Source organism: Gammaproteobacteria bacterium, from assembly GCA_024235095.1.
Classification (GTDB): domain Bacteria; phylum Pseudomonadota; class Gammaproteobacteria; order Competibacterales; family Competibacteraceae; genus UBA2383.
Genome location: JACKNC010000002.1, coordinates 198,460 through 222,509, shown reverse-complemented (window position 1 = coordinate 222,509; position 24,050 = coordinate 198,460). Strand labels below are relative to the sequence as shown.

The window sequence follows — 24,050 nt, the reverse complement described above, 5'->3', positions numbered from 1 at the left end:
TCCTACGAGTCCTCCGCATGACTAGCATCGCGATCATCGATTACGGCATGGGTAACCTTCGCTCCGTCGCTAAAGCGCTTGAGCATGTCGCACCCCAGGCGCGGGTGCGGGTGACCCAGAATCGCCATGACATTTTAACCGCCGACCGGGTCGTGTTTCCCGGTCAGGGTTCAATCCGCGATTGTATGCGCGAGTTGGCGCACTGGGAACTGATCGATGTGGTTCGGGATGCCGCGCGCAGCAAACCGTTTCTGGGATTGTGCCTGGGACCACAGGCGCTGTTGGACTTTAGTGAGGAAAACGGTGGGGTTGAATGCCTGAAGGTTTTGCCGGGCCGGGTGGTCTGGTTTGGCGAGTTGTTTGATTCCGCCAGCGGTGAACGGCTGAAAGTCCCCCACATGGGCTGGAACCAGGTGCATCAAGTGCGTGATCATCTGTTGTGGGAAGGTATTCCTCAGGGCAGCCGCTTTTATTTCGTCCATAGTTACTACTTGCAACCCACTGACGAGGTGTTGACGGTGGGTCAGAGTCAATATGGTTTTAATTTCACGGTGGCGATTGCGCGAGACAATCTGTTCGCGGTGCAATTTCATCCGGAAAAGAGCGCCCAGGCAGGATTGCGTTTGCTTGCCAATTTCATTAACTGGAATCCCTGACCCTTGAAATCAAGATGTGCTGCTGGAAGAAGCCGTTATGTTGCTCATACCCGCGATTGACTTGAAAGATGGTAAATGTGTGCGGCTGCGCCAAGGCCGTATGGAGGACTCCACAATCTTTTCGGATGACCCGGTTGCTATGGCCGAGCGCTGGGTCAACGCCGGCGCGCGACGCTTACATCTGGTTGATCTGAATGGCGCATTCGCCGGCCAACCGGTCAATGCCCAGGTGATCGGCCAAATCGCTAAGGCTTTTCCTGATCTGCCGATTCAGGTAGGTGGCGGAATCCGCGATGAAGAAACAGTGGAAACCTATCTTGACGCAGGTGTCCAATTCGTCATTATCGGCACCAAAGCGGTTCAGGAACCGCATTTCATCAGTGATTTGTGCCTGGAGTACCCCGGCCACATCATTGTGGGACTCGACGCCAAGGATGGACGAGCCGCCATCAATGGCTGGTCGAAGCTGTCCAAGCATAATGTCATCGATCTGGCACAAATTTTTGAACGCGATGGCGTAGAAGCCATTATTTACACTGATATTGGCCGCGATGGCATGATGCAGGGCGTTAATGTCGAAGCCACAGTTCGTCTGGCCCAATCGATCGCCATCCCAGTCATTGCTTCTGGCGGCGTCAGTACCCTGGATGATGTGCGCGCGCTGTGCGCTGTAGAGAATGAGGGGGTTATAGGAGCGATCATTGGTCGGGCGCTGTACGATGGCGCCATCGATCTGGCCGAAGCTCAGCGCATGGCCGACGCGGAGGAGAGCGATTAAATGGGACTGGCGAAACGCATCATTCCCTGTCTGGATGTAGATCAGGGCCGCGTGGTTAAGGGCGTCAGATTCGTCGAGATTCGCGACGCCGGCGATCCCGTGGAAATCGCGCGTCGTTATGATCAGGAGGGTGCTGACGAAATCACCTTCCTGGACATCACCGCCAGTTCCGATGACCGCGAAACTATGGTGCATGTCGTCGAACAGGTGGCCAGCGAGGTCTTTATTCCGTTGACGGTCGGCGGCGGCATCCGCACCCTGGACGATGTGCGGCGCATGTTGAACGCCGGCGCTGACAAGGTGTCTATCAACACCGCCGCCATTCATCGTCCTGAATTCGTCCGCGAAGCCGCTGAGCGTTTCGGCAATCAGTGCATTGTCGTCGCCATCGATGCTAAATCAGTCCAACAAACCGGTGATCCGCCGCGTTGGGAAATTTTCACCCACGGTGGCCGTCGGCCTACCGGCATCAACGCCATCGCATGGGCGCAGCGCATGGCCGAATATGGGGCAGGCGAAATTTTGTTGACCAGCATGGATCGCGACGGTACCAAGAGCGGTTTTGACCTGGAATTGACCCGCGCCATCAGCGAAGCGGTGAGTATCCCGGTGATCGCTTCCGGTGGCGTCGGCACATTGGATCATCTGGCCGATGGCGTCCTGTTCGGCAAGGCCGATGCGGTGCTAGCCGCCAGCATCTTCCATTTTGCTGAGTACACGATTGAACAAGCCAAGCGCCACATGCAGGCGCGTGGGATTGAAGTGAGACTATAAATCTCCCCTCTCCGCTCGGGGAGAGGGGGTAAGGGAGAGGGATTTGTGACCAACAACTGGTTAAATCACATTAAATGGACAACAGACGGACTGGTTCCCGCCATCGCCCAGGACGCCGCTACGGGGCGGGTGTTAATGATGGCCTGGATGAACCGGGAAGCGTTGCAAAGTACGGCAGAATGTGGCGAGGCCGTGTACTGGTCCCGTTCGCGCCAGCAACTCTGGCACAAGGGGGAAACCTCTGGTCATACCCAAAAAATCAAACGCATCCGGTTGGACTGCGACGCAGACGTGTTGTTGCTGGATATCGAACAAATCGGTGGGGTCGCCTGTCATACTGGACGGCAGAGTTGTTTTTTCCAGGAGTTGCGCGATGGGCAATGGATCACGGTCGATCCGGTGCTTAAAGATCCGCGCGAGGTGTACGGTTCATGAGCGACGACATCTTGCGCGAGTTGGCGGCGACTCTGGAAGCGCGCAAACAAGCCGATCCCGAGAGTTCCTATGTGGCTAAGCTGTATGCCAAGGGCCTGGACGCCATTCTCAAAAAAGTCGGTGAAGAAGCCGCTGAAACCTTGCTCGCCGCCAAGAACGGCGATCCCGAACCCCTCGTGCGCGAAACCGCCGATTTATGGTTTCACACTCTGGTCATGCTAGCATATCAAGGTCTTGGTCCGGATGCTGTGTTGAATGAATTACAACGTCGCTTTGGCGTGTCCGGTCTCGCTGAAAAAGCCGCCCGCGCCACCCATTAAAATTTCGCCTTTTTCCCCGTTATTCAGAGGCCAATCCTTATGCATTTCAGTATCTGGGAACTCCTGCTCATCCTGGTCATCGTTCTGGTGCTCTTTGGCGGCAGTCGGCTGCGCAACCTCGGTTCCGACCTCGGCTCCGCGATTCGCGGCTTTCGCGACGCCATGAAGGAAGGCGGCAAACCGGAAACCCCGGAGCAAGAAGACCCCAGGAAACTTGAACAATCCACCGCCCAAAATTCAATGGGCGGTGACGCTACGGCGGGTTTACACGATCCGTTGGCCAAGGAACGCGACAAGGTTTAATTCCCAGGCTACTCAACGGTATGTTCGAAATCGGCTTTTGGGAGCTGGCGCTGATCGGCATTGTAGCGATGATTGTAGTGGGTCCGGAGCGCCTCCCTGGGCTGGCGCGCACTGCTGGCCTGTGGTTAGGCAAAGTCCGGCGCATGGTGGCCGATATCAAAGCGGAAGTGGACCGGGAACTGCACCTGGAAGAAATCAAGCAGTCGTTGCGCGAGCAGGGCCACCTGACCGAAGTCAATGATATTAAGAAAGATCTAACAAACCGGGTCAAAGAGATTCAAGAGGATCTGCAGGCCGAATTTGATGACCCTGGCCCCCCGCCAGGTTGGCGACCCGGCGCGGTTTCGGCGCCGCCACCGCCGGATTGGCAACCGCCTGCTTTGAGTTCCCCTTCTTTCAAAGGGCCGCCGCCATCTGACGAAATTCTCTCTTCGCCACCTCCCTTTGAAAAAGGGAAGCAGGGGGGATTGATCCTGGAAAAATCAGCGTCATCCGAATCTTCCACGCCGCCTGCTGCAAACTGAAACCGTGTCCGACACCGACCGCGAACAACCTTTTATCAGTCACTTGATCGAGTTACGCAGCCGTCTGCTGCGCATGGTGGGCGGCGTCTTGCTGGTGTTCGTGGTGATGTCGCCCTTCTCCAATCCGATCTACAGCGCGCTCGCCAGTCCTTTAACCCGACACATGCCGGCCCAAAGCAGCATGATTGCCATTGACGTACTGTCGCCGTTTCTGACGCCGCTCAAGTTCACCTTGATCCTAGCGGTGTTCGTCACTATGCCGTGGATTCTCTATCAGGTCTGGGCCTTTGTCGCGCCGGGCCTATATCAGCGTGAGAAACGCATGGCGATACCCGTCCTGCTGTCCAGCACCATCCTGTTTTATTGCGGCATGGCCTTCGCCTATTTCATCATCATGCCGATCTTCTTTGGTTTCATTACTACAACCGCTCCAGAGGGTGTAGCGGTCATGACGGACATTAACCGCTATCTCGATTTCGTCATGACGATCTTCTTTGCCTTTGGCGTAGCGTTCGAGGTGCCGGTCGCTACCGTCATCCTGTCGCTAGTGGGCATCCTGTCGCCTGAGGCGATGGCCGCCAAACGTCCTTACGTGATCGTCGGCGCTTTTGTTATCGGCATGTTGCTGACTCCGCCGGATGTCATCTCGCAGACCCTGCTGGCCGTGCCGATGTGGATGCTGTTTGAAATTGGCATCTTCATCTCCCGCCTGCTGTTGCGCCGCCGCCGCGAAGCCCAAGCCTCGGCATCGCCCGCTCAGGGGCAGTAATCTGATCAGTGCGCTGGATGGCGTTTTATGCAAACCGTGTACTTTCACCTTAGTCTGACCGCTGAGCAGATACGCAGTTATTATGAAGGCGTTGCGCGCCAGGTTGTCGTGCGGGCCAGCGACGGGCGACGGGTGCAATTCCCCGCGCAATGGTTACGGCGCTTCGTAACTCTGGAGGGCGTACATGGGCTGTTTGAAATGCGCTTTGGCGATGATCATAAATTGATTGATTTTCGACGAGTTGGGGATTAAGTGAACGGTAATCACCCTTGTGCGCGGCTCTTCCGCGACCCGGTGCATTTTCTGGCGCTCGGTTTTGGTTCTGGTTGCGCGCCAAAAGCGCCTGGCACCTTTGGCACGCTGGCGGCGATTCCGCTCTATCTGCTGATGCAGCCGCTGCCGCTGTGGGCCTATCTGCTCATCATCCTGGCGGGTTTTATGCTTGGCGTGTGGATTTGTGACCGGACGGCGCACGATCTGGGCGTCCATGACCATCCCGCCATTGTCTGGGATGAGGTGATCGGCTACTGGATTACTATGATTGCCGCGCCGCCAGGCTGGCTGTGGGTTGTCGCCGGATTTGTACTGTTCCGGCTGTTCGATATTGTCAAACCCTGGCCGATTCGGCGGGTTGATCGTGAGGTAGGCGGCGGTTTTGGCATCATGTTTGACGATGTGCTGGCCGCCGGCTATGCCTGGTTCATCTTGCAGGGCAGCGTTTATTTGCTGTCGTTGTAGCGTTCCACGCCGCGCCTAATCTCGGCCTTGGCTTCTTCCGCATCGGCCCAACCGTCCAGCCGCACCCACTTGCCGGTATCGAGATCTTTATAATGCTGGAAAAAATGAGCAATTTGATTGAGTTGAGCTTTCGACATCTGTTCAAAAGACTCGATATGGTCATAGAGGGCGCATTCTTGCTTGACCGGCACCGCCAGCAGTTTGGCGTCGCCACCGCCTTCATCGGTCATTTTTAATACCCCCAGTGGGCGGCAACGCACCACGCAACCGCTAACGACCGGCAGCGGTGCAACGACCATCACGTCCAGGGGATCGCCATCTTCGCCAAGGGTATGAGGAATGTAGCCGTAATTGCAGGGGTAATGCATGGCGGTATTCATGAAGCGATCCACAAACAGCGCGCCGGTCTCCTTGTCCACCTCATATTTGACCGGGTCGGAATGCGCCGGGATTTCGACGATGACATTGAATTCATCAGGAACTCGATGACCGGCGTCCACTCTGTCCAGAATCATGATTTTGTCCTTGTATGCTATGGTTAATAAGAGGGTGCTGATATTACCACGACTTCAGCCCCCCAGATATGCCTTGCGTACCTCGTCATTCGTCAGCAGGTTGGCCCCGGTATCGGCCAGCACGATCCGTCCGTTTTCCAGCACATAGCCGCGATCGGCCAGTTGCAAGGCGCGATGGGCGTTCTGCTCGACCAGGAAGATGGTGACGCCTTCTTCGCGGATTTCCTGAAGAATCTGGAAAATCTGGGCAATGATGATCGGCGCCAGTCCCAGCGAAGGTTCGTCAAGCAGCAGCAGACTGGGGCGGCCCATCAGACCCCGGCTGATGGCTAGCATTTGCTGTTCGCCGCCCGACAGGGTGCCGCCGCGCTGATGACGCCGTTCCTTGAGGCGGGGGAACAAAGTAAAGACCCGCTCCAGATCGATGTCCAATCGGGATTGATCGGCGAAGAAACCACCCATTTGCAGATTTTCCTGCACGGTCAGACCGGGGAAGATGCGCCGACCCTCTGGCACAATCGCCAGTCCACACTGCATGATGACATGCGTCGGTTCATGCGTGATGTCCTGTCCTTCAAAGAGGATGCTGCCTTTAGTGGCTTGCGGCGAACCGCAGATGGTCATCAACAGAGTACTCTTGCCTGCGCCGTTGGCGCCGATCAGGGTGACAATTTCGCCGGGATGGACTTCCAGCGACACACCCTTGAGCGCCTCGATCTGGCCGTAGAAGGTGTGGACCTGCTCCAGTTTCAACATCATGAGAGTATTCCTTGATCACTGATCGAATTTTGCCATACCCACCGGTACAGGGTGGGGCGACGCCCGATCAGGATACCGGCCAAACCGCTTCAAGTGCGTCAGCCAACAGCTATTCGCAATCACCTCTTCGCCGCGATCTGTGGCGGTGTGCAATTGCAGAGACTACAAATCACGGATGTGATTCTTAATTGTTACCGGTTACAACGCGAGCTATCCAGTGAGGCGATTATCAGATTTATCCAAGCCTTCACCCCCAACTTGGGACATCTCAATCGACAATTCCAACCGCCTGTCAATGCGTAAGCTCTACTTAAAATCGATAACTCGCTTGCAATCCAAGCAGATGCCCCGAACTTTCGTAGTCAACGCGCAACGTATCCGTGGCCAGTCCCGGCGCGGTCGACAGTAAATCAATGGTGTTGTCCGTGCTGGAATCTTTAAATACCAGATACATATAGCTAAAATCCACGGACAGTTGTGAGTTCGGATGATAACTCAAACCGAACGCGAAGGCATTGCGATCAGAATCGGGAATGCGCGGAGTGCGAAATTCTGCTGATGGCACCGGGGTCTGGTCATATTGGTAACCAGCGCGGAAGGTCCACTCCGGATTGTAGTCATAGCTGACGCCAACGTTGAAGGCCCAGCTGTCTTCCCAGTGCTCCTCGGTCAAACTCTGCGCACCGTCCACGAAGTCAATTTTCAATTCCTTGAACAGACTCCAGTTGGTCCAGCGCACGCCGCCCATCACCGCCCATTGATCATTAATCCGTCGGTAGGCGTTCAACCCCACCCAGTCCGGCAGGGTCACCTTAGCCTTGGCGCCAACTTCGCCATTCCGGTCAGAGATAAAGTTGGTGATTGTACGGTCGCCCTCCACCGAATGCTTGATCCGTGAACGGTAACTAATGCCGAATCGGGTATTGGAGTCAAGTTCATAAGTCGCGCCGAGGTTGTAGCCAAAGCCCCAGCCATCGGCTTCGACCTTGGCGTAGCCATCGCTGTTCGGCGCTAATGGATTGAACAACGCCTGACTCAGCGTAGCATCGGCGTACTGTGCGCTGATCCCGCCGCCAATCGATAACTGGTCGTTGATGCGGTAGGCGATGGAAGGATTGATATCCATGGTCAGCAATTCCGAATCCACCGCGTGATAACGGCCCACCCAGTTCCGGCTATAGCTGGTGCTCACAGCAAACGGCGTAGTCATGCTTAATCCAAAGCGCATCCGGTCGTTGATGTCCATGATGTAGTAACCGTTGGGCGCCACATTATCGGTACCGCCGTCATCGTAGGCGAGTCCCGAGGTCGGCAAGGTCACGAACACCGGTATGACCGTGCCGGGTGGCCGGGTTAACAGCTCCCCCAGATTGGCCGGCAAGCGAAGGGTGGAACCTGCATTACTCACATCGATGATGATGCCGATAAAGGTCATCCCGGCTTGCGCCTGAGCACCTTTGCTCAGCATCATGTCAGCGGGATTGAAGTAGGCGGCGGAAGCATCGTCATTCGGTAAGCTGCCTCCGGCAAAGGCCCGGCCCAGACCGGTCACGCTCTGCTCGGTGATTTGCAGACCGGAGGCATGGACCGGGCTGATCGTCGCAAGGACTCCAGCGAAACCGAGGAAGGACAGTAAGTAACGTTGGTATTGACTCATCGTTATTTTACCCATGGTGGTTATTTATCCCTATTGAAGATAGCGAATAATTTCCAAAAATCCCCCTAATTTCCCTTTTTTAAAGGGGAAAATGGGCGGTTACCCGGTCAAAAAGCGTTGAAGGGCTTCCACGTCAAAAGGCCAGTCCAGTTCTTCGCCGGTTTCCTGTCGCTGCAAGACCGGAATGCGCGCGCCATACTGTTCCAAGAGTTCAGCGTCGTCGGCAATTTCTACTGCGCTGACGGCAATACTTTTTTGTCCCTGGATTAAACTTTCTGCCTGTTCGCATAGATGGCAGCCACTGGTTACGTACAAGACAAAAAAGCGGTTCACGAATGGATTCTCCAGTTCATTCTGCGCCGATCAGCGCCGAACCGACTATTATTTGCATTAACAGACATCGTATTGTCCTTGCGCATGGAAACCGGACAAATTCAGGAGCAATTCCTTGTTTCCGCTCCTGAAACCTGAAACCTGAAACCTGAAACCTGATGCCTGGAACCTCTATATCCCACCCCTTTGGAATTTTTATGGCCAGATTGCTGCACGAACTTATTCTCGAACAGGCGGAGCGCCGCACTGACGCCACGGCCATCATTCACCGGCAAACAGCTTTGGATTATGCAAGTTTAGCTGATTTGATCCGGACAACCGGTCGTGGCTTGTTGGCGCTGGGGCTGAACCGGGCGGAACGGGTCGCCGTTTATTTGCCCAAGCGCCTGGAAGCGGTGGCCGCCCTGTTTGGCGCGACGCTGGCGGGTGGGGTATTTGTACCGGTCAATCCGTTGCTGAAGCCCGAACAAGTGGCCTACATTCTGCGCGATTGCAACGTCCACATCCTGGTCACCGCCCGCGACCGGGCCGAATCACTAGCCCCGTTACTGGTTGATTGTCCGGACCTGCACAGCCTGGTGCTGGTCGATGAAGCTTCTCTGTCGACGCCGCATGCGCATCATTTACAGGTTCTGGGCTGGCCGGCGCTGCTCGCAGCGGACGATGGCCGTTCGCCCGCTCCGGCCATTGATATCGACATGGCGGCGATTCTCTACACCTCCGGGAGCACCGGCAAACCCAAAGGCGTCGTGCTATCTCATCGCAATATGTTGGCCGGCGCTTACAGCGTGGCGGAATACCTGGGCAACCATGCCGATGACCGGTTGCTGGCGGTGCTGCCCTTTAGTTTCGATTATGGCCTGAGTCAGTTAACCACCGCTTTCGTAGCCGGGGCGCGGGCGGTGTTAATGGATTATCTGTTGCCCCGCGACGTGGTGAGTACGGTCGCCCGCGAGGGAATTACTGGCCTGGCGGCAGTGCCGCCGATGTGGGTGCAACTTGCTCAACTGGAATGGCCGCAAGCAACTGTGGACAACCTGCGCTATATCACCAATTCCGGCGGCGCCATGCCGCGCGCCACGCTGGACGCCTTGCGCCGTTCCCTGCCGAAAACCGCGCCGTTCCTGATGTACGGATTAACCGAGGCGTTTCGTTCGACTTACCTGCCGCCGGCTGAAATTGACCGCCGGCCCGATTCGATGGGCAAGGCCATTCCCAACGCGGAAATTCTGGTGGTGCGCGAAGATGGAACGCCCTGCGCGCCGGGGGAACCGGGGGAACTGGTGCATCGCGGAGCGCTGGTCGGACTGGGGTATTGGAATGATCCAGCTAAAACCGCGGAGCGCTATCGTCCAGCGCCGGGGCAGAATCCGGGGTTACCGATCCCCGAACTTGCTGTTTGGTCGGGTGACACGGTGCGAATGGACAAGGAGGGTTTCCTGTACTTTATCGGTCGTAAGGATGACATGATCAAAACTTCCGGTTACCGGGTCAGTCCCACCGAAGTCGAGGAAGTCATTTATGGCAGTGGCCAGGCTGCCGAGGCGGCGGCGCTGGGCATTCCGCATCCGGCGCTGGGCCAGGCGGTGGTGGCGGTGATCAAGCCGCTGCGCGAAGATTTCAACGCGAGCGAATTAATCGCCCATTGCAAGCAGCATCTGCCTAACTTTATGGTACCGTTGCAAGTTATTGCCTATTCCAGCGACCTGCCGCGCAATCCGAATGGCAAGATCGACCGCAAAAGGCTAGTTGAGGCATTAAGCGGTCTGTTTGAAAGCTGAGAGTGAAGGTGTGTGAAGCGCGATGTCCGAGTCCAAATTCAGCCTGCCGGGGAGGGTAACGACTGAAATTGGCCAGTCCTGTGAAGCGGGATGAAACGATGAAGGAACGTCGTTAGTTGTTGAACCGTGATCTCGGTGACATAGCCGCCATCCTGCATTAGCACCTGTTCATAGGGCAATCCTCGCACTCCAAACGTCTGCTCGATAGACACAATCAGCTGCATCAAGTCTACCGACTCGAAATTCAGGTCTTCGATGAGCCGGGTTTCCGCGCCAATCGGTTCCAGAATATCCATATCCCACCCTTGAATCATGTTGTTTAGCAGCAAAGTGAGCTGTTCCTGGATATTTTTTGCAGTGATGGCGTTGATGATGGTCATAGTCTTTGTTAAGCCGAGGTTGGATGTGGATGGATAGCAACGGATTTTGCCATGAGTTGTTGCCTCTCCAAAGAGCCGTTATGGCTGATTTGTGCCGATAAGCCACAAATTGCTATGATGGATTCGCTTTTTACTTTATCCAAGCATCAGCAACTTTCATTCCGATTATTGACTCTCATACGATGTCCCTGGTTTCGAAATGGCGGCTGATCGTTTCAGGATTCGGTCACCCGGCACTGATTTTGCAATTATCCCCTGAAATTCACGACGATGCCCGTGCTGTCGACAGCGCCGGCTTTCATGAGGTATGAGATATGACACAGTGGCAACCCACGGTCAAAAAACTGGAGCCTGACCCAGCGCCTGTTCAGGACGAGCGCGAGCGTTTGCGCAAAGGCCGTGTGCTGTTTCGCGAGGGACGTCGGGATGAAGCCCGCATGGAATTCGAGGCGCTGTTAGCCAGTAATCCCAAATCGGCTAATGCATGTCTTGCTCTCGGCATGGTGCTGCGGCGTCAGGATCGCACCGAAGAGGCGCTGGCCCGCTTCACCCAGGCCCGGACTTTGGACCCCTTGCTCGCGAAAGCTTATGTGCTGGAAGGACAAGCGTTGGTTGAACTGGATCAATTTGAACCGGCCATCCTGGCCTTTCAGAACGCGCTGAATCTCGATCCGAAATTGGTGAAAGCCATGACCGGACTGGGCCAGGCGCTGCTGCGTCAGCAGCGTTATGACGAAGCCATGACTCAGTTACGGGAAGCGCTGCGCTACGATCCGCGCAAGGTGCAGCCGCGCTTGTTGATTGCGGAAATCCATCGCCAGCAAGGTCAGCCGGAAGCCGCCATTGCCGAATTGCGGTTGGCGCTGGGCATCGAGCCGGATCATATTCGCGCCGCCATTTTATTGGCGCGTCTGCTGATCGCCCGGAATGAACGCGATCCGGCTGAACAGGTTTTGCTGGAAGTGTTTGAGCGCTTGCCGGATAACGGTTCAGCGTTGGCGCAACTCGGACGGGCCGCGTTGGAGCTGAAGCTTTATCCCGTTGCCGAGGAGGCGCTGCGTGAGGCGTTGCGTCTCGATCCTGGACGGACCTCGCTCCGCTTGCGACTGGTGGAAGCCTTGTTGGCAGGCGGAAAGCTGGAGGAGGCCGAGCAGCAGGCCCGCGAATTGCCGCAGAAGAGCCAGATCGCGCCATTGGTGCATAAGCTACTAGGCGACATCCATTATCGGCGTCAACAATTTCAGTTGGCGGTCGAGGAATACCGCGCCACCGTTTTGCATTTGCCTGACCATGAGCAATTGTTGGGTGATCTGGAACGTGAGCTGGCGGCCAGTGAGGGCGATTGGGAAGATCTGGCCGGGGAACTGCAACCTTCGGTGACGAACCGGGTTGCCGATGAAACCCGCCGTCTGCGCCAAAACCGCCGTAACCGCAATCGCCGCGCATGAATCATCTGATTTATATCGTCATGGATAGCTGTCGTTATGACAGCTGCCAAGCAGCGAATACGCCAAACATTGACCGGCTCGGTCCGATTGAGCAGCGTTATAGTTATGCATCCTGGACCTCGCCTTCGCACTACGCAATGTTGATGGGCATGGTTCCACACACCAGTCCGCAAGGGGTTTTCGCCTCGGAAGTTTACAAAGGCGAATTCAAGCGCTGGGTGGATCGGTTGGCGATTCCCGGTTTGTCATTCAAGACCTTCGTTCCAGAGCTGTCTTTGCCCAAGGTGCTGAAAAACCACGGCTACCGGACAATAGCCAGGATGTCCCTGCCGGTCTTGAATCCCTATACCCTGCTTAGCCGCGATTTCGATGATTATCGGTTGATGGACCACCATAATGATTTCGCTGGCATGGTGCGGGAAATCGTTTTTCCGAACGATCAACCGCATTGTTATTTTCTCAATCTGGGCGAGACGCATTATCCTTACATGCTGACCGGAGACGATCTGCCGCACGTCTCCGGGGTGCATGGAGTACTCAAGGATTTGGCCAGCGATGCGCCCCGCGCATCCTCCGTTCAAGACTTCTTTCCCGCCGAGGAGATGCAGCGCTTGCACGGCCAGCAGGTCAAGTGCGTCGAGTATATCGACGGATTGCTCGGCGAGCTGTACGCCAAATGCCCGGCGAATACCTGGTTCATCGTCACCGCCGATCATGGCGAACTATTTGGCGAAGCGGGTTACTTTGGCCACGGGCCAATCATGCACGAAAAATGCTTTGAAGTGCCCTTTGTTGAAGGATTGCGCCCGTGACGGCGGCGAATCCAGTGCGTGGCGAACCCGTGTTTATTCTGGCGCCGCCCCGGTCTTTTACTTCGCTGGTTAGCACGATGCTCGGCCAGCATTCCCGGATGTATGGATTCCCCGAACTGAACCTGTTCATGGCGGAAACACTGGATGAGTTCTGGCGTGGTGCCGATAACGATGGCGGGCGCAAATCGACCTTTTGGCCGGTGATGCGCCATGGCTTGTTGCGAACGGTGGCGCAGCTTTACGCGGGTGAACAGACCATCGACGGGGTTGCATTGGCCTACCGCTGGATTCGTGTGCGCGCCCGGCGCAGCACCGGCGAAGTCTTTCAGGAATTGCTGGCAAAAATTGATCCGCTGATTGCGGTCGAGAAGAGTCCGGGCTATCTCCGTCGGCGGCTTTATCTGGATCGATTGCTGGAGGCGGTGCCCCAGGCGCGGTTCATCCATCTGCTGCGTCATCCGCGTGGGCAATGCGAATCAGTGCTCAAGGCGCGGGGCGGTAAGTTGATGCTGATGATGCTCAATGCGATTGATCAGTCGGGTGATATGGCGGTGATTGAGCCACAAATTTTATGGCATGACGCTAACACGTTGATCATGGAATTCCTGAATGATCTGCCTCGGGAGCAGTGGCTGCAAGTGCAGGGCGAGCGGGTTTTGGCCGATCCAGATACGGAACTGGCCCGAATCTGTCAATGGTTGGGGTTGCCTTGTGGCCCACGTGAACTGGCGGCGATGAAGGCGCCGGAACAGTCGCCCTATGCCCATGTCGGTCCGATCAATGCCCGCTTGGGTAATGACATCAATTTTCTCCTGGAGCCGCGCCTGCGCCCGGCGCAACTTGACAGTTATGATCTTGCCGAGCCGCTGCCATGGCGACCGAATGGCGAGGCATTGCACCCAGCAGTCGTCGAGTTAGCGCGAGAATTCGGTTACTCGTAATTTTAAGAACCCTTCCCGAGAGAAATTTATATGAATAACGATGACGGTATAGCCAAGCGGCGCGCTCGTCTGCAAGCGCTGCGGGGGCGATATGAACACCCATCTCCGTCGCATGGCGCGACGCCTGCGACGCCGGTGACGCCGACAATGCCCGATCCAGTGACGCCGGCTCAGGGTGGACGCCGTGGTCGAGGTGGGCGGGGCGGTCGCCAGGGACCAGCGGGGCCGGGACCGCGCGGCGAACGACAGGGTGGTGGTTTGTTGCAGCGATTCACGCAATTTTTGGCGGAAACGCCGCCAGGGGATGTGCTCATTCCTGGAACTTCCATTGGGGAGCAACGACTCCAGCAGGCGATGCGGTTACTAGAACAGCGCAGCCGGAATGCTCAGGGCAGCGCCAATGAGCGCATTCAGCGTCTGCTCAAGTTTTTGAAGCAGGATATTCCCGGCGAACCGATGGCGAGCGGGGTCAACCTTTGGCGTTTGCAACAAATACTGGAGCGGGTGAGTCGCTTGCCTGAGACCGGGGCGTCTTCTGCCGTATTGCCCGCTTCCCCCTCCGCCAGAGCGCACAGGGATCGAGTCATTGAAGCAAACAGGGAAGCAACCCTGCCTCCTCGTGAAGCGGTGCATCATAGAGATACCGAGGGCGCTGGGGAAGTCGCCGCGCTTGAGGCGGATCTCCTGCGATTACAGGCTGTCGCCCAGGATTTGCAAGCGCGTTTGGACCAAGCCCGGCAACAGGTCAAAACGCCCTCCGAGGTTAAACCCGCGCCGAATGTCGAGTCGCCGGTGGATCGCCTGCCAGAATCCAATGCCTTACCACGAACCGGCGGCGATGATTGGTTTCTGGAATTTCTGGAGTAACTCATGCTATGAGCGATGAGGATGAAGTCAAACAGCGTCTTGGCCGGTTGCGGCAACAGCGCCAAGCGCGCGCTGGGCAAAATCTCCCCGCACACCCCTTTGCCAAAGGGGAGAATCCGGAACCGACCGCACAGCGCGGTCGCCCCGGTTTACGCGCCTTGATGATGGCGGCCAGTAGCGCGCCCGCATTAGCGGTTGCAGCCCAAGCCAAAGGCGGGCGTGTACCGGGTGGACTAGCCGCTTTAGCCTCCTTGCTGAAAAATCCGGATATTCGTCATGCTCTGCTGCAATGGTTGCAGAACCAGGAAAGTGGCGCGGGGCGACCGTCCGGCGGCGAAAACGCCTGGGGACTGGAATTTGGCGTCGAAGCCATGCCGCGCGCCGAGGAACTGACAACCTCCAGCACCCTGGAGGAAATCAGCCGCTATTACCAGCAACTGGAAAATCGGGTGGACTGGTTGGAAGCGGCGCTGGAGGAGACCCTGCTGGAAATGGAACGGGTCAGCCGGTTCAAGCTGGCGGCCAGTGAAACCGGTGAATCGCCAGAACCACTGACGCCGCCGGTTGACCCGGCGATATGAACCGTGTGATGGCGGCGAACGACCCTTTCACGCTCTTCGTTTTAAATCCTGCCGGTTTGAACGATCCTGCCCTGGCGATCGCTGGTTGTCGCACAGGCGCGGTTGGGGTATTCAATGCCGAAGTCGGCGTGAATCCGTCCGAACTGGCGACGGCGCTGAAACGGTTGGCGACCCTGCACACCCCTTTTGGCCTGAAATGGGGCGGCAGCGAAACGCCAACGGCGTTGGATGCTGACCGTTTGGTCAGACCGGCTTGGCTGATTCTGGATGCTGAGCGCAATATTCATTTACTGCCTACCGTTCAGGCTTTCCGCGCCAGCGGTGGACGAGTGTTGTTGGAACTCTCCTTCTGGCGCGATGCATTCACTGATCTAGAATCGCAGATTGACGGCTGGTGGGTGAAGGGTCACGAAGCCGGTGGCGCAGTCGGTGAGGAAAGCAGCTTTGTGCTCCTGCAACGGTTGCTGGAGCGAACCCTATCGCCCGTTTACGTCCGGGGTGGCATCGGTCTGCATACCGCCGCTGCCTGTCAGATTGGCGGCGCTGCCGGGGTAGTGTTGGAGCACGCCTTGCTGTTGTTGCGGGAATCGCCGGTCGCTGACGCCTTGCGTCCCTGGTTGCGGGGACTGGACGGCACGGAAACCGTATTGTTGGGTCACGAGGAAACCGGGCGTTATGTCCGGGTGCTGGAACGGCCAGGGTTTGCGCCGGTGACCACGCTACGCCAGCGGTTGCAGGATGATCGAGAGAATTCTCCTGCAACGATCCTGGATGGATTGACCGGTTGGCGCGATCCACGGGCGCACGACATTTTACCTCTCGGTCAGGAGATCGCGTTCGCCGCGTCTTGGGCCGAGCGTTATGGAACGGTCGCCAGCGTCATTCGTGCGATTCGGCGAGCGCTGGCCAAACAGTCGCATCAAGCGCAAAAAGATGCCGCGTTGGCGGAAAATTCCCTATTGGCGCGTGTTCATGCGACCCGTTTTCCCATCGTGCAGGGGGCCATGACCCGGGTCAGCGACTGCGCTGAATTTGCTAAGGCCGTTGCAGCAGCCGGCGCATTACCGATGATCGCCCTGGCGATGCTAAAAGGCGACCGTTCCCGCGAGCTGCTAGCGGAAACCGCACGCTGTCTGAACGGGCAATCCTGGGGCGTAGGGATTCTCGGTTTTGTCCCGGCGGCCTTGCGCGAGGAGCAATTGGCGGCGATTCGGGCCGTCCGGCCGCCTTTCGCCTACATCGCCGGCGGTCGCCCGGAACAGGCGCGGCAACTGGAAGCCGACGGCATTCCAACCTATCTGCATGTGCCTACGCCGACCTTGTTGCGACTCTTTCTGGAGCAGGGCGCGCGCCGCTTCATCTTCGAGGGCCGGGAATGCGGCGGCCATATCGGGCCACTGAGCAGCTTCGTGTTGTGGGAGTCGATGATCGAGGCGCTGCTGGCTTGGGGAGATGAACATGTTGATGGTTTGACCGGAGTAGCGGTGTTGTTCGCTGGCGGCATTCATGACGCCCGCTCAGCGGCGATGGCCGCGACATTGGCCGCGCCGTTGACCCAGCGGGGCGCGTGCATCGGCATACTGATGGGCACGGCCTACATTTTGACCGAGGAAGCGGTGCGCTGCGGGGCGATCCAGCCTGACTTTCAGCAAGTCGCGCTGGACTGTGCAACAACCGCCACCTTAACCACCGGTCCCGGCCACGCCAGTCGCTGCGCAATCACGCCTTTCGTCGCCACATTTCACCAAACCCGTCGGCAGCTACAAGCCCAAGGCGAACCGGCGCGGACGGTGCGCGATCGGTTAGATGATCTCACTCTGGGCCGACTGCGCGTCGCCACCAAGGGCCTGCTGCGTTCGGAGCCAACCGGGGAATTGCGACGGATTGATCCTGATGAACAGCGAACGCAGGGCATGTATATGATTGGCCAGGTGGCGGCCTTGCATGACCGGCCATTGACGCTGGACGAATTGCACCGCAACGTCACAGCGGATGCGCTGGACTGGTTGGCGCGCCATCAACCGCAAGTCCATAAACAATCTGAATTCAATGCCCATCCGGCGGATGTCGCCATTATCGGCGTTGGCGTCTGGTTGCCCGGTGCGACCGATGCGCAGGAGTACTGGCGAAACCTGGTTCAGGGCGCGAATTGTCTTACCGAAGTTCCCTCGGAACGCTGGGACTGGCGGTTGTACTACGATCCTGACCCAGCAACCCGCGACCGGATTTACTCGAAATGGGGCGGCTTCATTACTGAGCAGCCGTTTGATCCCACCCGTTACGGACTGCCGCCGGTCGCTCTGAAGTCGGTCGATGCCTTGCAATTGTTGACGCTGGAAACGGTGCGGCAAGCGCTGGAGGATGCCGGTATCGATCTGGCGCAGACCGACCGCGAGCGAATCGCGGTGGTGCTGGGAACCAGCGGCGGCATGGGCGAATTGGGGTTAGCCTACGCGACGCGCGCTGATTTGCTGCGCATGACCGGACGCGCGGACGAGGACACGCTGGCCAGGCTGCCGGAATGGACCGAAGATTCTTTTGCCGGATTATTGCCGAACGTAGCGGCGGGCCGGGTCAGCAATCGTTTTGACTTTGGCGGCGTCAACTGCGCAGTAGACGCCGCCTGTGCGTCATCGCTGGCCGCGATTTACCAAGCCGTCAACGAGTTGCGATTGGGTCACAGCGATCTAGCGATTGCTGGCGGCGCGGATACCATGCAATCGCCGTTCATGTATCTCTGTTTCTCCAAGACCCAGGCGTTGTCACCGAAAGGCCGACCCCGCACCTTCGACGAACAAGCGGATGGCATCGCTATTGCGGAGGGGGTTGCGGCAGTCGTATTGAAACGGTTGGCGGACGCTGAGCGGGATGGCGACCGGATTTACGCAGTGATTAAAGGCGTCGCCGGTTCCAGCGACGGTCGCGCCAAGGGGTTGACTGCTCCTCGCCCCGCCGGGCAGTTGCGAGCTTTGCGCCGCGCTTATCAGGAAGCCGGTTACTCGCCGGTGACCGTTGGATTGTGGGAAGCGCATGGCACCGGCACCGTGGCCGGCGATCGGGCGGAACTGGAGACGGTGACGACGCTGCTGGACGAGAGCAGCGCATCACCAGCCAGCGGCGCGATCGGTTCCGCTAAGACATTGATCGGCCATACCAAGGCGGCGGCAGGCGCAGCCGGGCTGATCAAAGCGGCGCTGGCGTTGCATTATCGGGTGCTGCCGCCGCATCGCGGGGTAGATCGACCGCTCCCCCCATTGCGCGATCCGGCCAGTCCCTTGTTTATCAATCCCGAAGCGCGACCCTGGTTGCGTGAACGGGATTATCCGCGTAGAGCGAGCGTTAGCGCGTTTGGGTTTGGCGGGGCTAATTTCCACGCGACGCTAGAAGAATATGACGAGAAGCGAGCGCCTGAATCCTCTGCGCTTGACTGGCCGGTTGAGTTGTTTGTCTGGCGAGCGTCAGACCACGCTGGATTAATCGCTGAACTGGAACGGTTGCAGGTCGCCTTGCAAGCGAGCGCGCAACCACGTCTGGCGGAACTAGCGGCGGCGCTGGCGCAGGCATTACCAGATCAGGGATTGACGCTGGCGATTGTTGCAGGATCGTTGGCAGAATTGGCGCAACAGACGGCAAGCGCATTGAGGCAGTTGCGCGGGTTGCCGCTCTCGCTGACCGGCAGCGAGGTAAGCGTCCACCTCCCTCCTTTGAAAAAGGGGGGCCGGGGGGGATTGCGCACGGACGACGGGGCCAAAATCCCCCCTAACCCCCCTTTGCCAAAGGGGGGGACTGAATGGTTACGCGGTGAGCAGCATCAAGCTGAAGGCATTTATTTGCCGCATCCCTGGCCGGCTGACGGAGATTTTCCCCGGTTAGCGGTGCTGTTTCCGGGGCAGGGCAGCCAGTACCCCGACATGTTGCGCGAGTTGGCGGTCGCGTTGCCACAACTGGCGGCGATTTTGGAACAGGCGAATACGGTTCTGGCGGACGTGCTTGGCCAGGAACTAAGCGCTTGCATTTACCCGCCTCGCCGCTTTACGCCGGAAACCGATCAGGAAGCGCGTCGTCAGTTGACCTGTACCAACATTGCCCAGCCAGCGCTGGGCGCAGTTGAAGCCGGGCTATGGGCCTGGTTGCAAACCTTGAATTTACAGCCAGAATTCGCGGCAGGCCATAGCTACGGCGAATATGTGGCGTTGCATGCGGCGGACGTTCTCGACCTGGAGACCCTGATGCGCGTGTCCGAGGCGCGTGGACGATTCATCGTTGAGGCGGCTACCGGAGGTGAACTGGGAACGATGCTGGCGGCGCGCGCCGATGCGGAATCCGTAAAAGCGGCGTTGCGCGGCGTCGAAGGCATCACCCTGGCTAACTACAACGCACCCCAACAACTGGTGCTATCCGGCTCTACTGCGGCGATTGAACAGGCCCGTCAGGCTTTATCAACGCACGGTATCTCCGCCGCGCCCTTGCCGGTCGCCGCCGCGTTTCATTCTCCCATCGTCGAACCAGCCCGGGCGCAACTAGCGGAGTTTATAGCCGGTTTGCCGTTACGGTCGCCGACGTTCACGGTCTATGGTAATTTCACCGCCGACCCTTATCCGCAGGAACCAGCGGCGATTCGTGACCGGCTGGCGGCGCATCTGGCGGAACCAGTCAATTTCACCGGCGAGATCGAGGCCATGTACGCCGCCGGTGCGCGCGTGTTCCTGGAAGTCGGCCCGCGTAATGTGCTAACCCGTCTGACCCAGCAAATTCTGCACGGACAACTGCATCTAGCGGTGGCGGTCGATGATCACGGCGGCGGCCTGAACGGATTGTTGCAGGCGTTGGCGGCGTTACTCGCTCATGGCGTTCAACTCGATGTGGCCGCGCTGTTTGCGGGTCGGATTGCCGATCAGTCGCCATCGCCATTGGATCAGTTATTGGAACGCGCCAAACCCGCGCCATTGTCGTCCCATGTCTGGTGGCTGAGCGGAACCGGCGTCCGGCGGCAGGGAGAATCTTATGCGCTGGGCGTCAAGCCGCCACTCACTGCATCGGTTGGCGCCTTGTCCAAAATCTCCCCTAACCCCCCTTTTTCAAAGGGGGGAACGGAACAAGCGCCTTCCCCTCTCGTGGGGGAGGGTTGGAGTGGGGGGGAAGTTATCTCATCGACGGAGAATCATGTCATGAACGATCCATCATCCGGCCCGCCGCTGGCGACCGGTTCCGCCCCAGGGTGGGCGGTCGATCAGGCGCTAGCCGGTTATCAGGAAACCATGCGCCAGTTTTTGCGCTTGCAGGAACAAGTAATGCTGGCCTATTTCGCCGCAAGCCGGGAGGAAAGCGGCGCTGAATCCGCAGCGCTTCAACCGCTAATGCCAGCGCGCGAAATTCTCTCCACCCCTTTGTCAAAAGGGGGAGAAATCCATCTCTCTCCTCCTGTGATGCCGGCGCACGAAATCCCCCCCGTCCCCCCTTTGTCAAAGGGAGGGGAAGAAGGAATTACGCCGCCTGCCTCGGCCCAATCAGAAGAGAAACTTCCTGACCTCAAAAACCGCTTGCTGACCATTGCCAGCGAGCGCACCGGTTACCCGCCGGAGATGTTGGGCCTGGATCAGGACATCGAAGCGGACTTGGGCATTGATTCGATCAAACGGGTGGAAATTCTCGGCCTGTTCCGCCGGTCGCTGCCGGAGGCTGTTTCACAAAAACTTCAGCCACATATGGAAGCGATCGCCACGCTGCCAACGTTCCAGCAGATTCTGGACGCAGTGACCGCCCGATTGGCGACTGAGACATCCATAAAGACGCTGGAGGAGAATGCGCGCCCTTTTGAATTAACCGGGACAGACAGTCTTCCGTGCGCCCCGCTGTCCCGGTTTATTGTTAAGGCGCATCCACAATCGTTGACCGTTCCGCCGTCGGCGCTGGAACCAGGTGTATACCTGATTACCTCTGACAAATTGGGCGTGGCCGATGCCTTGAGCGGGAAATTGCGTCAGGCCGGCGTACAGCCCTTGTTGATTCCCGAGGAGCTGCTGGAGGACACTGAGCGGCTGAGTCATTGGCTTCAGACGCAATCGCGCAGTTTGACGATCCGGGCCGTTATTCACCTGCTACCCCTGGGTCAGCCGCCGCTGGCGGTCGATGCGCCGCTGACCAAGTGGCGTGAATGCATGAATCGGGAAGTTAAAAGTCTATTCGCCTTGTTGCAACAGGTCGGGACCGAGTTGCGTAATGGAGGACGGTTGCTGACGGTCAGCGGCCTGGGTGGTGAATTTGGACGCAATGGTTTACCCGAGGCCGCACAGAGCATTTTCCCTGGTGGCGCAGGACTGACCGGATTGGTAAAAACGCTGAATCTGGAATGGAATCCTGATGCGGCTGAACCCGGATTCATTGGCAAGGCGCTGGACATCGATCCAGACGATGATCCTGAACGATTGGCGGCGCTGGCGTTTCAGGAACTGGCGTTGCCCGGCGGTCGTCGGGAAGTCGGCTATCTCGGCGGGGTGCGCACCATTTTCCGAACTGTACCGGCTTCGCTATCGCCGTTGCCCACTCCCCGGCGTCAACCAGACGAGGATTGGATCGTGCTAGCGACCGGTGGGGCGCGTGGCATCACAGCGGAAACATTGCGTGAACTAGCGCTATTTCGCCCAACCTTGATCTTGCTTGGACGAACGCCGCTGCCAGACCCGGAAGACGCCGTGATTCGCCATCTGCCCGATGCCGCCGCGTTACGCCGTCATCTGTTGGCGCAAGCCAGCGCCGAGGGGCGCACGGTGAAACCCGCCGAAGTCGAACGAAACGTTCAGTCTCTACTGCGCGACCGGGAAATCCGCGCCAATCTGGCGGACTTCATCGCGATGGGCGCGCGGGTGGATTACCGGGTCGTGGATGTTCGGAATGAAACAGAAATGGCCGCATTGCTGAATACGTTGTACCAGACGCATGGCCGAATCGATGCGGTGATTCACGGCGCCGGGGTCATCGAAGATGGCTGGTTCTTGGGCAAATCTGGCGAGAGCATGGACCGGGTCATTGACGCCAAAGTAGACAGCGCTTTCCTGTTGGCGAAATATCTGCGCCCGGAGACGCTGAAATTCATTGCTTTTTTTACCTCGGTTGCTGGGCGTTTCGGCAATCGCGGGCAAGCGGATTATGCAACCGCGAATGAAATCGTGGCCCGGCTGGCGTGGCGTCTGCGCACCCGTTGGGGTGATGCAGTGAAGGTCGCGGCGATTCACTGGAGTCCCTGGGATCAGACAACGCATGGAGCCGGTATGGTCACGCCCGAAGTGCGGCAGCAGTTCGAGGCGCGCGGCGTCCATCTAGTGAATGCAGCGGCGGGTCGGTGTTTTTTGCTCAACGAATTGCTGTATGGGCCAACGGATGAGGTGGAACTGGTCGCCGGTGATTATCCCTGGGAATATGCGGAAATGCGGTTCAGCGCCTTGCCTGGCCAAGTTGATCCGTCTCTTATTATTGAAACTCCCTATGCGTTGCTCCAAGGCGGGCGTTTGACCGAGCTGAACCCAACATCCTGGCAGTTCGAAAAAACCGTGGATTTAATCACTGATCCCTATCTGGATCATCACCGGTTGGATGGCGTCCCGGTGCTGCCGTTCGCGGTGGCGATGGAATATATGGCTGAAGCGGTGGCTGTCCATCGACCGGAATTACCGATTCTTGAACTGGAAGATGTGCGGTTGCTACAGGGATTGCGACTCACGCAGGATGATTTGGCGATAAAGATTCAAGTCCATGAACAAGCCGCTTCTGTTCCAGAACCGCAACGGTGCGCAGTCACGCTTGGCGCGGGTGATCAGAGTGAACGTCCTGCTTACCGCGCTACGGTGGTCATCAGGAAAACTCAGCCGGCGCTGTCCAGGCCACAAGAATTGCCTCCGAACCCTTTGCAGGCTTCGCCAGCAACAATCACTGTAGAAGAGGCTTATCGTCGCTGGTTGTTCCATGGCCCCCTATTGCAAACGATTGCAGCCATCGAAGCAATCAATCATCAGGGCATTGACTTGCGATTAACGCCCAGCCGGACTGAGCAATTTTGCCCATTCACCGAGAATGGCGCATGGCGGTTTGATCCGGGATGGGTTGACGCGATCTTTCAGGCCGTACTGATCTGGTCGTGTACCTTGCGCGGCAGCGCCACGCTGCCCAACCGGGTGGGCCTTATTCAGTGTTTCAGCTCCTCAGCGTCAATTGACTTGGTCAAGGCGCGGATTCGCGTTCATTCAGAACGGGATGACCCCGTGACCCGAGGCGAAGCCTGGATCGTTGATGAACAGGACGCCGTACTCTGTGTGCTGCGGCAATTTGAATGCACTGCCAGTTCGGCGCTCAATCGGTTGGGCGGCGGCTGGGCCGGCGGCGTTCGATGTTATCATCAAGATAAATGACTGATTTTCAATGAATCTTCTCAGAGATTAACAAAGTCTGGCGGTTTTTCTCTCCAATCCTCCCGCGTTTGCTTGCAGCAAGACATGGGCGCGAGCCACCCGACGCGCAGTCGTTTTCTCTTTGTGGATAAGTGTTCAACAGTCTGGATATCCATATTGAGTCTTTATTTTTTCCGTTTGCATCCAAACGACGAGCGCTGGCGCAACTGCTTAGGAAGTCATTGCTGCTTCATGTCGGCGATACCCCATATCGCCTTACATATCATGATGTTTAAAG

The 24,050-nt window shown here is 57.8% G+C and carries 22 protein-coding genes; 17 read left to right on the top strand and 5 right to left on the bottom strand.

Going from position 1 to position 24,050, the window contains the following annotated elements; all coding sequences use genetic code 11:
* Window positions 1-17 precede the first annotated feature (17 nt).
* From hisH to H6973_14065, 10 genes are all read left to right on the top strand, one after another.
* Entirely contained in the window at window positions 18-656 is a 639-nt protein-coding gene (hisH, locus tag H6973_14110; protein ID MCP5126722.1) for an imidazole glycerol phosphate synthase subunit HisH, read from the top strand.
* 37 nt (window positions 657-693) lie between these two features.
* On the top strand, window positions 694-1,434 hold the full coding sequence (gene hisA / locus H6973_14105) for a 1-(5-phosphoribosyl)-5-[(5-phosphoribosylamino)methylideneamino]imidazole-4-carboxamide isomerase (GenBank protein ID MCP5126721.1): 741 nt from the start codon (window positions 694-696) through the stop codon (window positions 1,432-1,434).
* Window positions 1,435-2,208 (top strand): imidazole glycerol phosphate synthase subunit HisF, encoded by a 774-nt coding sequence (gene hisF, locus H6973_14100; GenBank protein ID MCP5126720.1) that lies wholly within the window; start codon window positions 1,435-1,437, stop codon window positions 2,206-2,208.
* A gap of 45 nt (window positions 2,209-2,253) precedes the next feature.
* Window positions 2,254-2,643: a phosphoribosyl-AMP cyclohydrolase gene (hisI, locus tag H6973_14095; protein ID MCP5126719.1), complete on the top strand. Its 390-nt coding sequence runs from the start codon at window positions 2,254-2,256 to the stop codon at window positions 2,641-2,643.
* Entirely contained in the window at window positions 2,640-2,963 is a 324-nt protein-coding gene (locus tag H6973_14090; GenBank protein MCP5126718.1) for a phosphoribosyl-ATP diphosphatase, read from the top strand. Before hisI ends, H6973_14090 begins: the two co-directional genes overlap by 4 nt.
* Window positions 2,964-3,002: 39 nt before the next feature.
* Window positions 3,003-3,266, top strand: coding sequence for a twin-arginine translocase TatA/TatE family subunit (gene tatA / locus H6973_14085; protein MCP5126717.1), 264 nt, complete (start codon window positions 3,003-3,005; stop codon window positions 3,264-3,266).
* Window positions 3,267-3,286: 20 nt separating this feature from the next.
* Window positions 3,287-3,790, top strand: coding sequence for a twin-arginine translocase subunit TatB (tatB, locus tag H6973_14080; GenBank protein ID MCP5126716.1), 504 nt, complete (start codon window positions 3,287-3,289; stop codon window positions 3,788-3,790).
* Window positions 3,791-3,863: 73 nt separating this feature from the next.
* Window positions 3,864-4,559, top strand: a complete 696-nt coding sequence (tatC, locus tag H6973_14075) for a twin-arginine translocase subunit TatC (GenBank protein ID MCP5126715.1) — start codon at window positions 3,864-3,866, stop codon at window positions 4,557-4,559.
* 27 nt (window positions 4,560-4,586) lie between these two features.
* Window positions 4,587-4,811: a DUF2835 domain-containing protein gene (locus tag H6973_14070; protein MCP5126714.1), complete on the top strand. Its 225-nt coding sequence runs from the start codon at window positions 4,587-4,589 to the stop codon at window positions 4,809-4,811.
* A complete protein-coding gene (locus H6973_14065; protein MCP5126713.1) occupies window positions 4,812-5,297 on the top strand; it encodes a phosphatidylglycerophosphatase A in 486 nt (161 codons plus the stop codon).
* Here the strand turns inward: H6973_14065 and ppa are convergent.
* The 4 genes from ppa to H6973_14045 all read right to left on the bottom strand — a co-directional run bounded on the left by ppa (window position 5,279) and on the right by H6973_14045 (window position 8,561).
* Window positions 5,279-5,812, bottom strand: a complete 534-nt coding sequence (ppa, locus tag H6973_14060; GenBank protein MCP5126712.1) for an inorganic diphosphatase — start codon at window positions 5,810-5,812, stop codon at window positions 5,279-5,281. The genes H6973_14065 and ppa overlap by 19 nt on opposite strands.
* A 54-nt stretch (window positions 5,813-5,866) precedes the next feature.
* Window positions 5,867-6,568, bottom strand: coding sequence for an ABC transporter ATP-binding protein (locus tag H6973_14055; protein ID MCP5126711.1), 702 nt, complete (start codon window positions 6,566-6,568; stop codon window positions 5,867-5,869).
* Window positions 6,569-6,881: 313 nt separating this feature from the next.
* The gene (locus H6973_14050) at window positions 6,882-8,228 is read right to left on the bottom strand and encodes a porin (GenBank protein MCP5126710.1); all 1,347 of its coding nucleotides are present in this window, start codon (window positions 8,226-8,228) and stop codon (window positions 6,882-6,884) included.
* 99 nt (window positions 8,229-8,327) lie between these two features.
* On the bottom strand, window positions 8,328-8,561 hold the full coding sequence (locus tag H6973_14045) for a glutaredoxin family protein (protein ID MCP5126709.1): 234 nt from the start codon (window positions 8,559-8,561) through the stop codon (window positions 8,328-8,330).
* 197 nt (window positions 8,562-8,758) lie between these two features.
* On the opposite strand from H6973_14045, the gene H6973_14040 reads away from it, so the two are divergent.
* Complete coding sequence (locus tag H6973_14040) at window positions 8,759-10,342, top strand: acyl-CoA ligase (AMP-forming), exosortase A system-associated (GenBank protein ID MCP5126708.1); 1,584 nt, start codon at window positions 8,759-8,761, stop codon at window positions 10,340-10,342.
* A 38-nt stretch (window positions 10,343-10,380) separates the two neighbouring features.
* On the opposite strand, the gene H6973_14035 is transcribed toward H6973_14040, so the two are convergent.
* Complete coding sequence (locus H6973_14035) at window positions 10,381-10,722, bottom strand: acyl carrier protein (protein MCP5126707.1); 342 nt, start codon at window positions 10,720-10,722, stop codon at window positions 10,381-10,383.
* Window positions 10,723-11,036: 314 nt separating this feature from the next.
* Between H6973_14035 and H6973_14030 the strand changes: the two genes are divergently transcribed.
* The 6 genes from H6973_14030 to H6973_14005 are packed head-to-tail and all read left to right on the top strand — an operon-like array spanning window position 11,037 to window position 23,773.
* Window positions 11,037-12,170 (top strand): tetratricopeptide repeat protein, encoded by a 1,134-nt coding sequence (locus tag H6973_14030; protein MCP5126706.1) that lies wholly within the window; start codon window positions 11,037-11,039, stop codon window positions 12,168-12,170.
* The gene (locus H6973_14025; protein ID MCP5126705.1) at window positions 12,167-12,982 is read left to right on the top strand and encodes a sulfatase-like hydrolase/transferase; all 816 of its coding nucleotides are present in this window, start codon (window positions 12,167-12,169) and stop codon (window positions 12,980-12,982) included. Before H6973_14030 ends, H6973_14025 begins: the two co-directional genes overlap by 4 nt.
* A complete protein-coding gene (locus H6973_14020; GenBank protein MCP5126704.1) occupies window positions 12,979-13,923 on the top strand; it encodes a sulfotransferase in 945 nt (314 codons plus the stop codon). Before H6973_14025 ends, H6973_14020 begins: the two co-directional genes overlap by 4 nt.
* 30 nt (window positions 13,924-13,953) lie before the next feature.
* A complete protein-coding gene (locus H6973_14015) occupies window positions 13,954-14,790 on the top strand; it encodes a hypothetical protein (GenBank protein MCP5126703.1) in 837 nt (278 codons plus the stop codon).
* Between the two features lie 8 nt (window positions 14,791-14,798).
* Window positions 14,799-15,371 carry a hypothetical protein gene (locus H6973_14010; GenBank protein MCP5126702.1) on the top strand — a complete coding sequence of 191 codons (573 nt, stop codon included), beginning with the start codon at window positions 14,799-14,801 and terminating at the stop codon, window positions 15,369-15,371.
* Complete coding sequence (locus H6973_14005) at window positions 15,368-23,773, top strand: SDR family oxidoreductase (protein MCP5126701.1); 8,406 nt, start codon at window positions 15,368-15,370, stop codon at window positions 23,771-23,773. Before H6973_14010 ends, H6973_14005 begins: the two co-directional genes overlap by 4 nt.
* The last annotated feature ends 277 nt before the right edge of the window (window positions 23,774-24,050 follow it).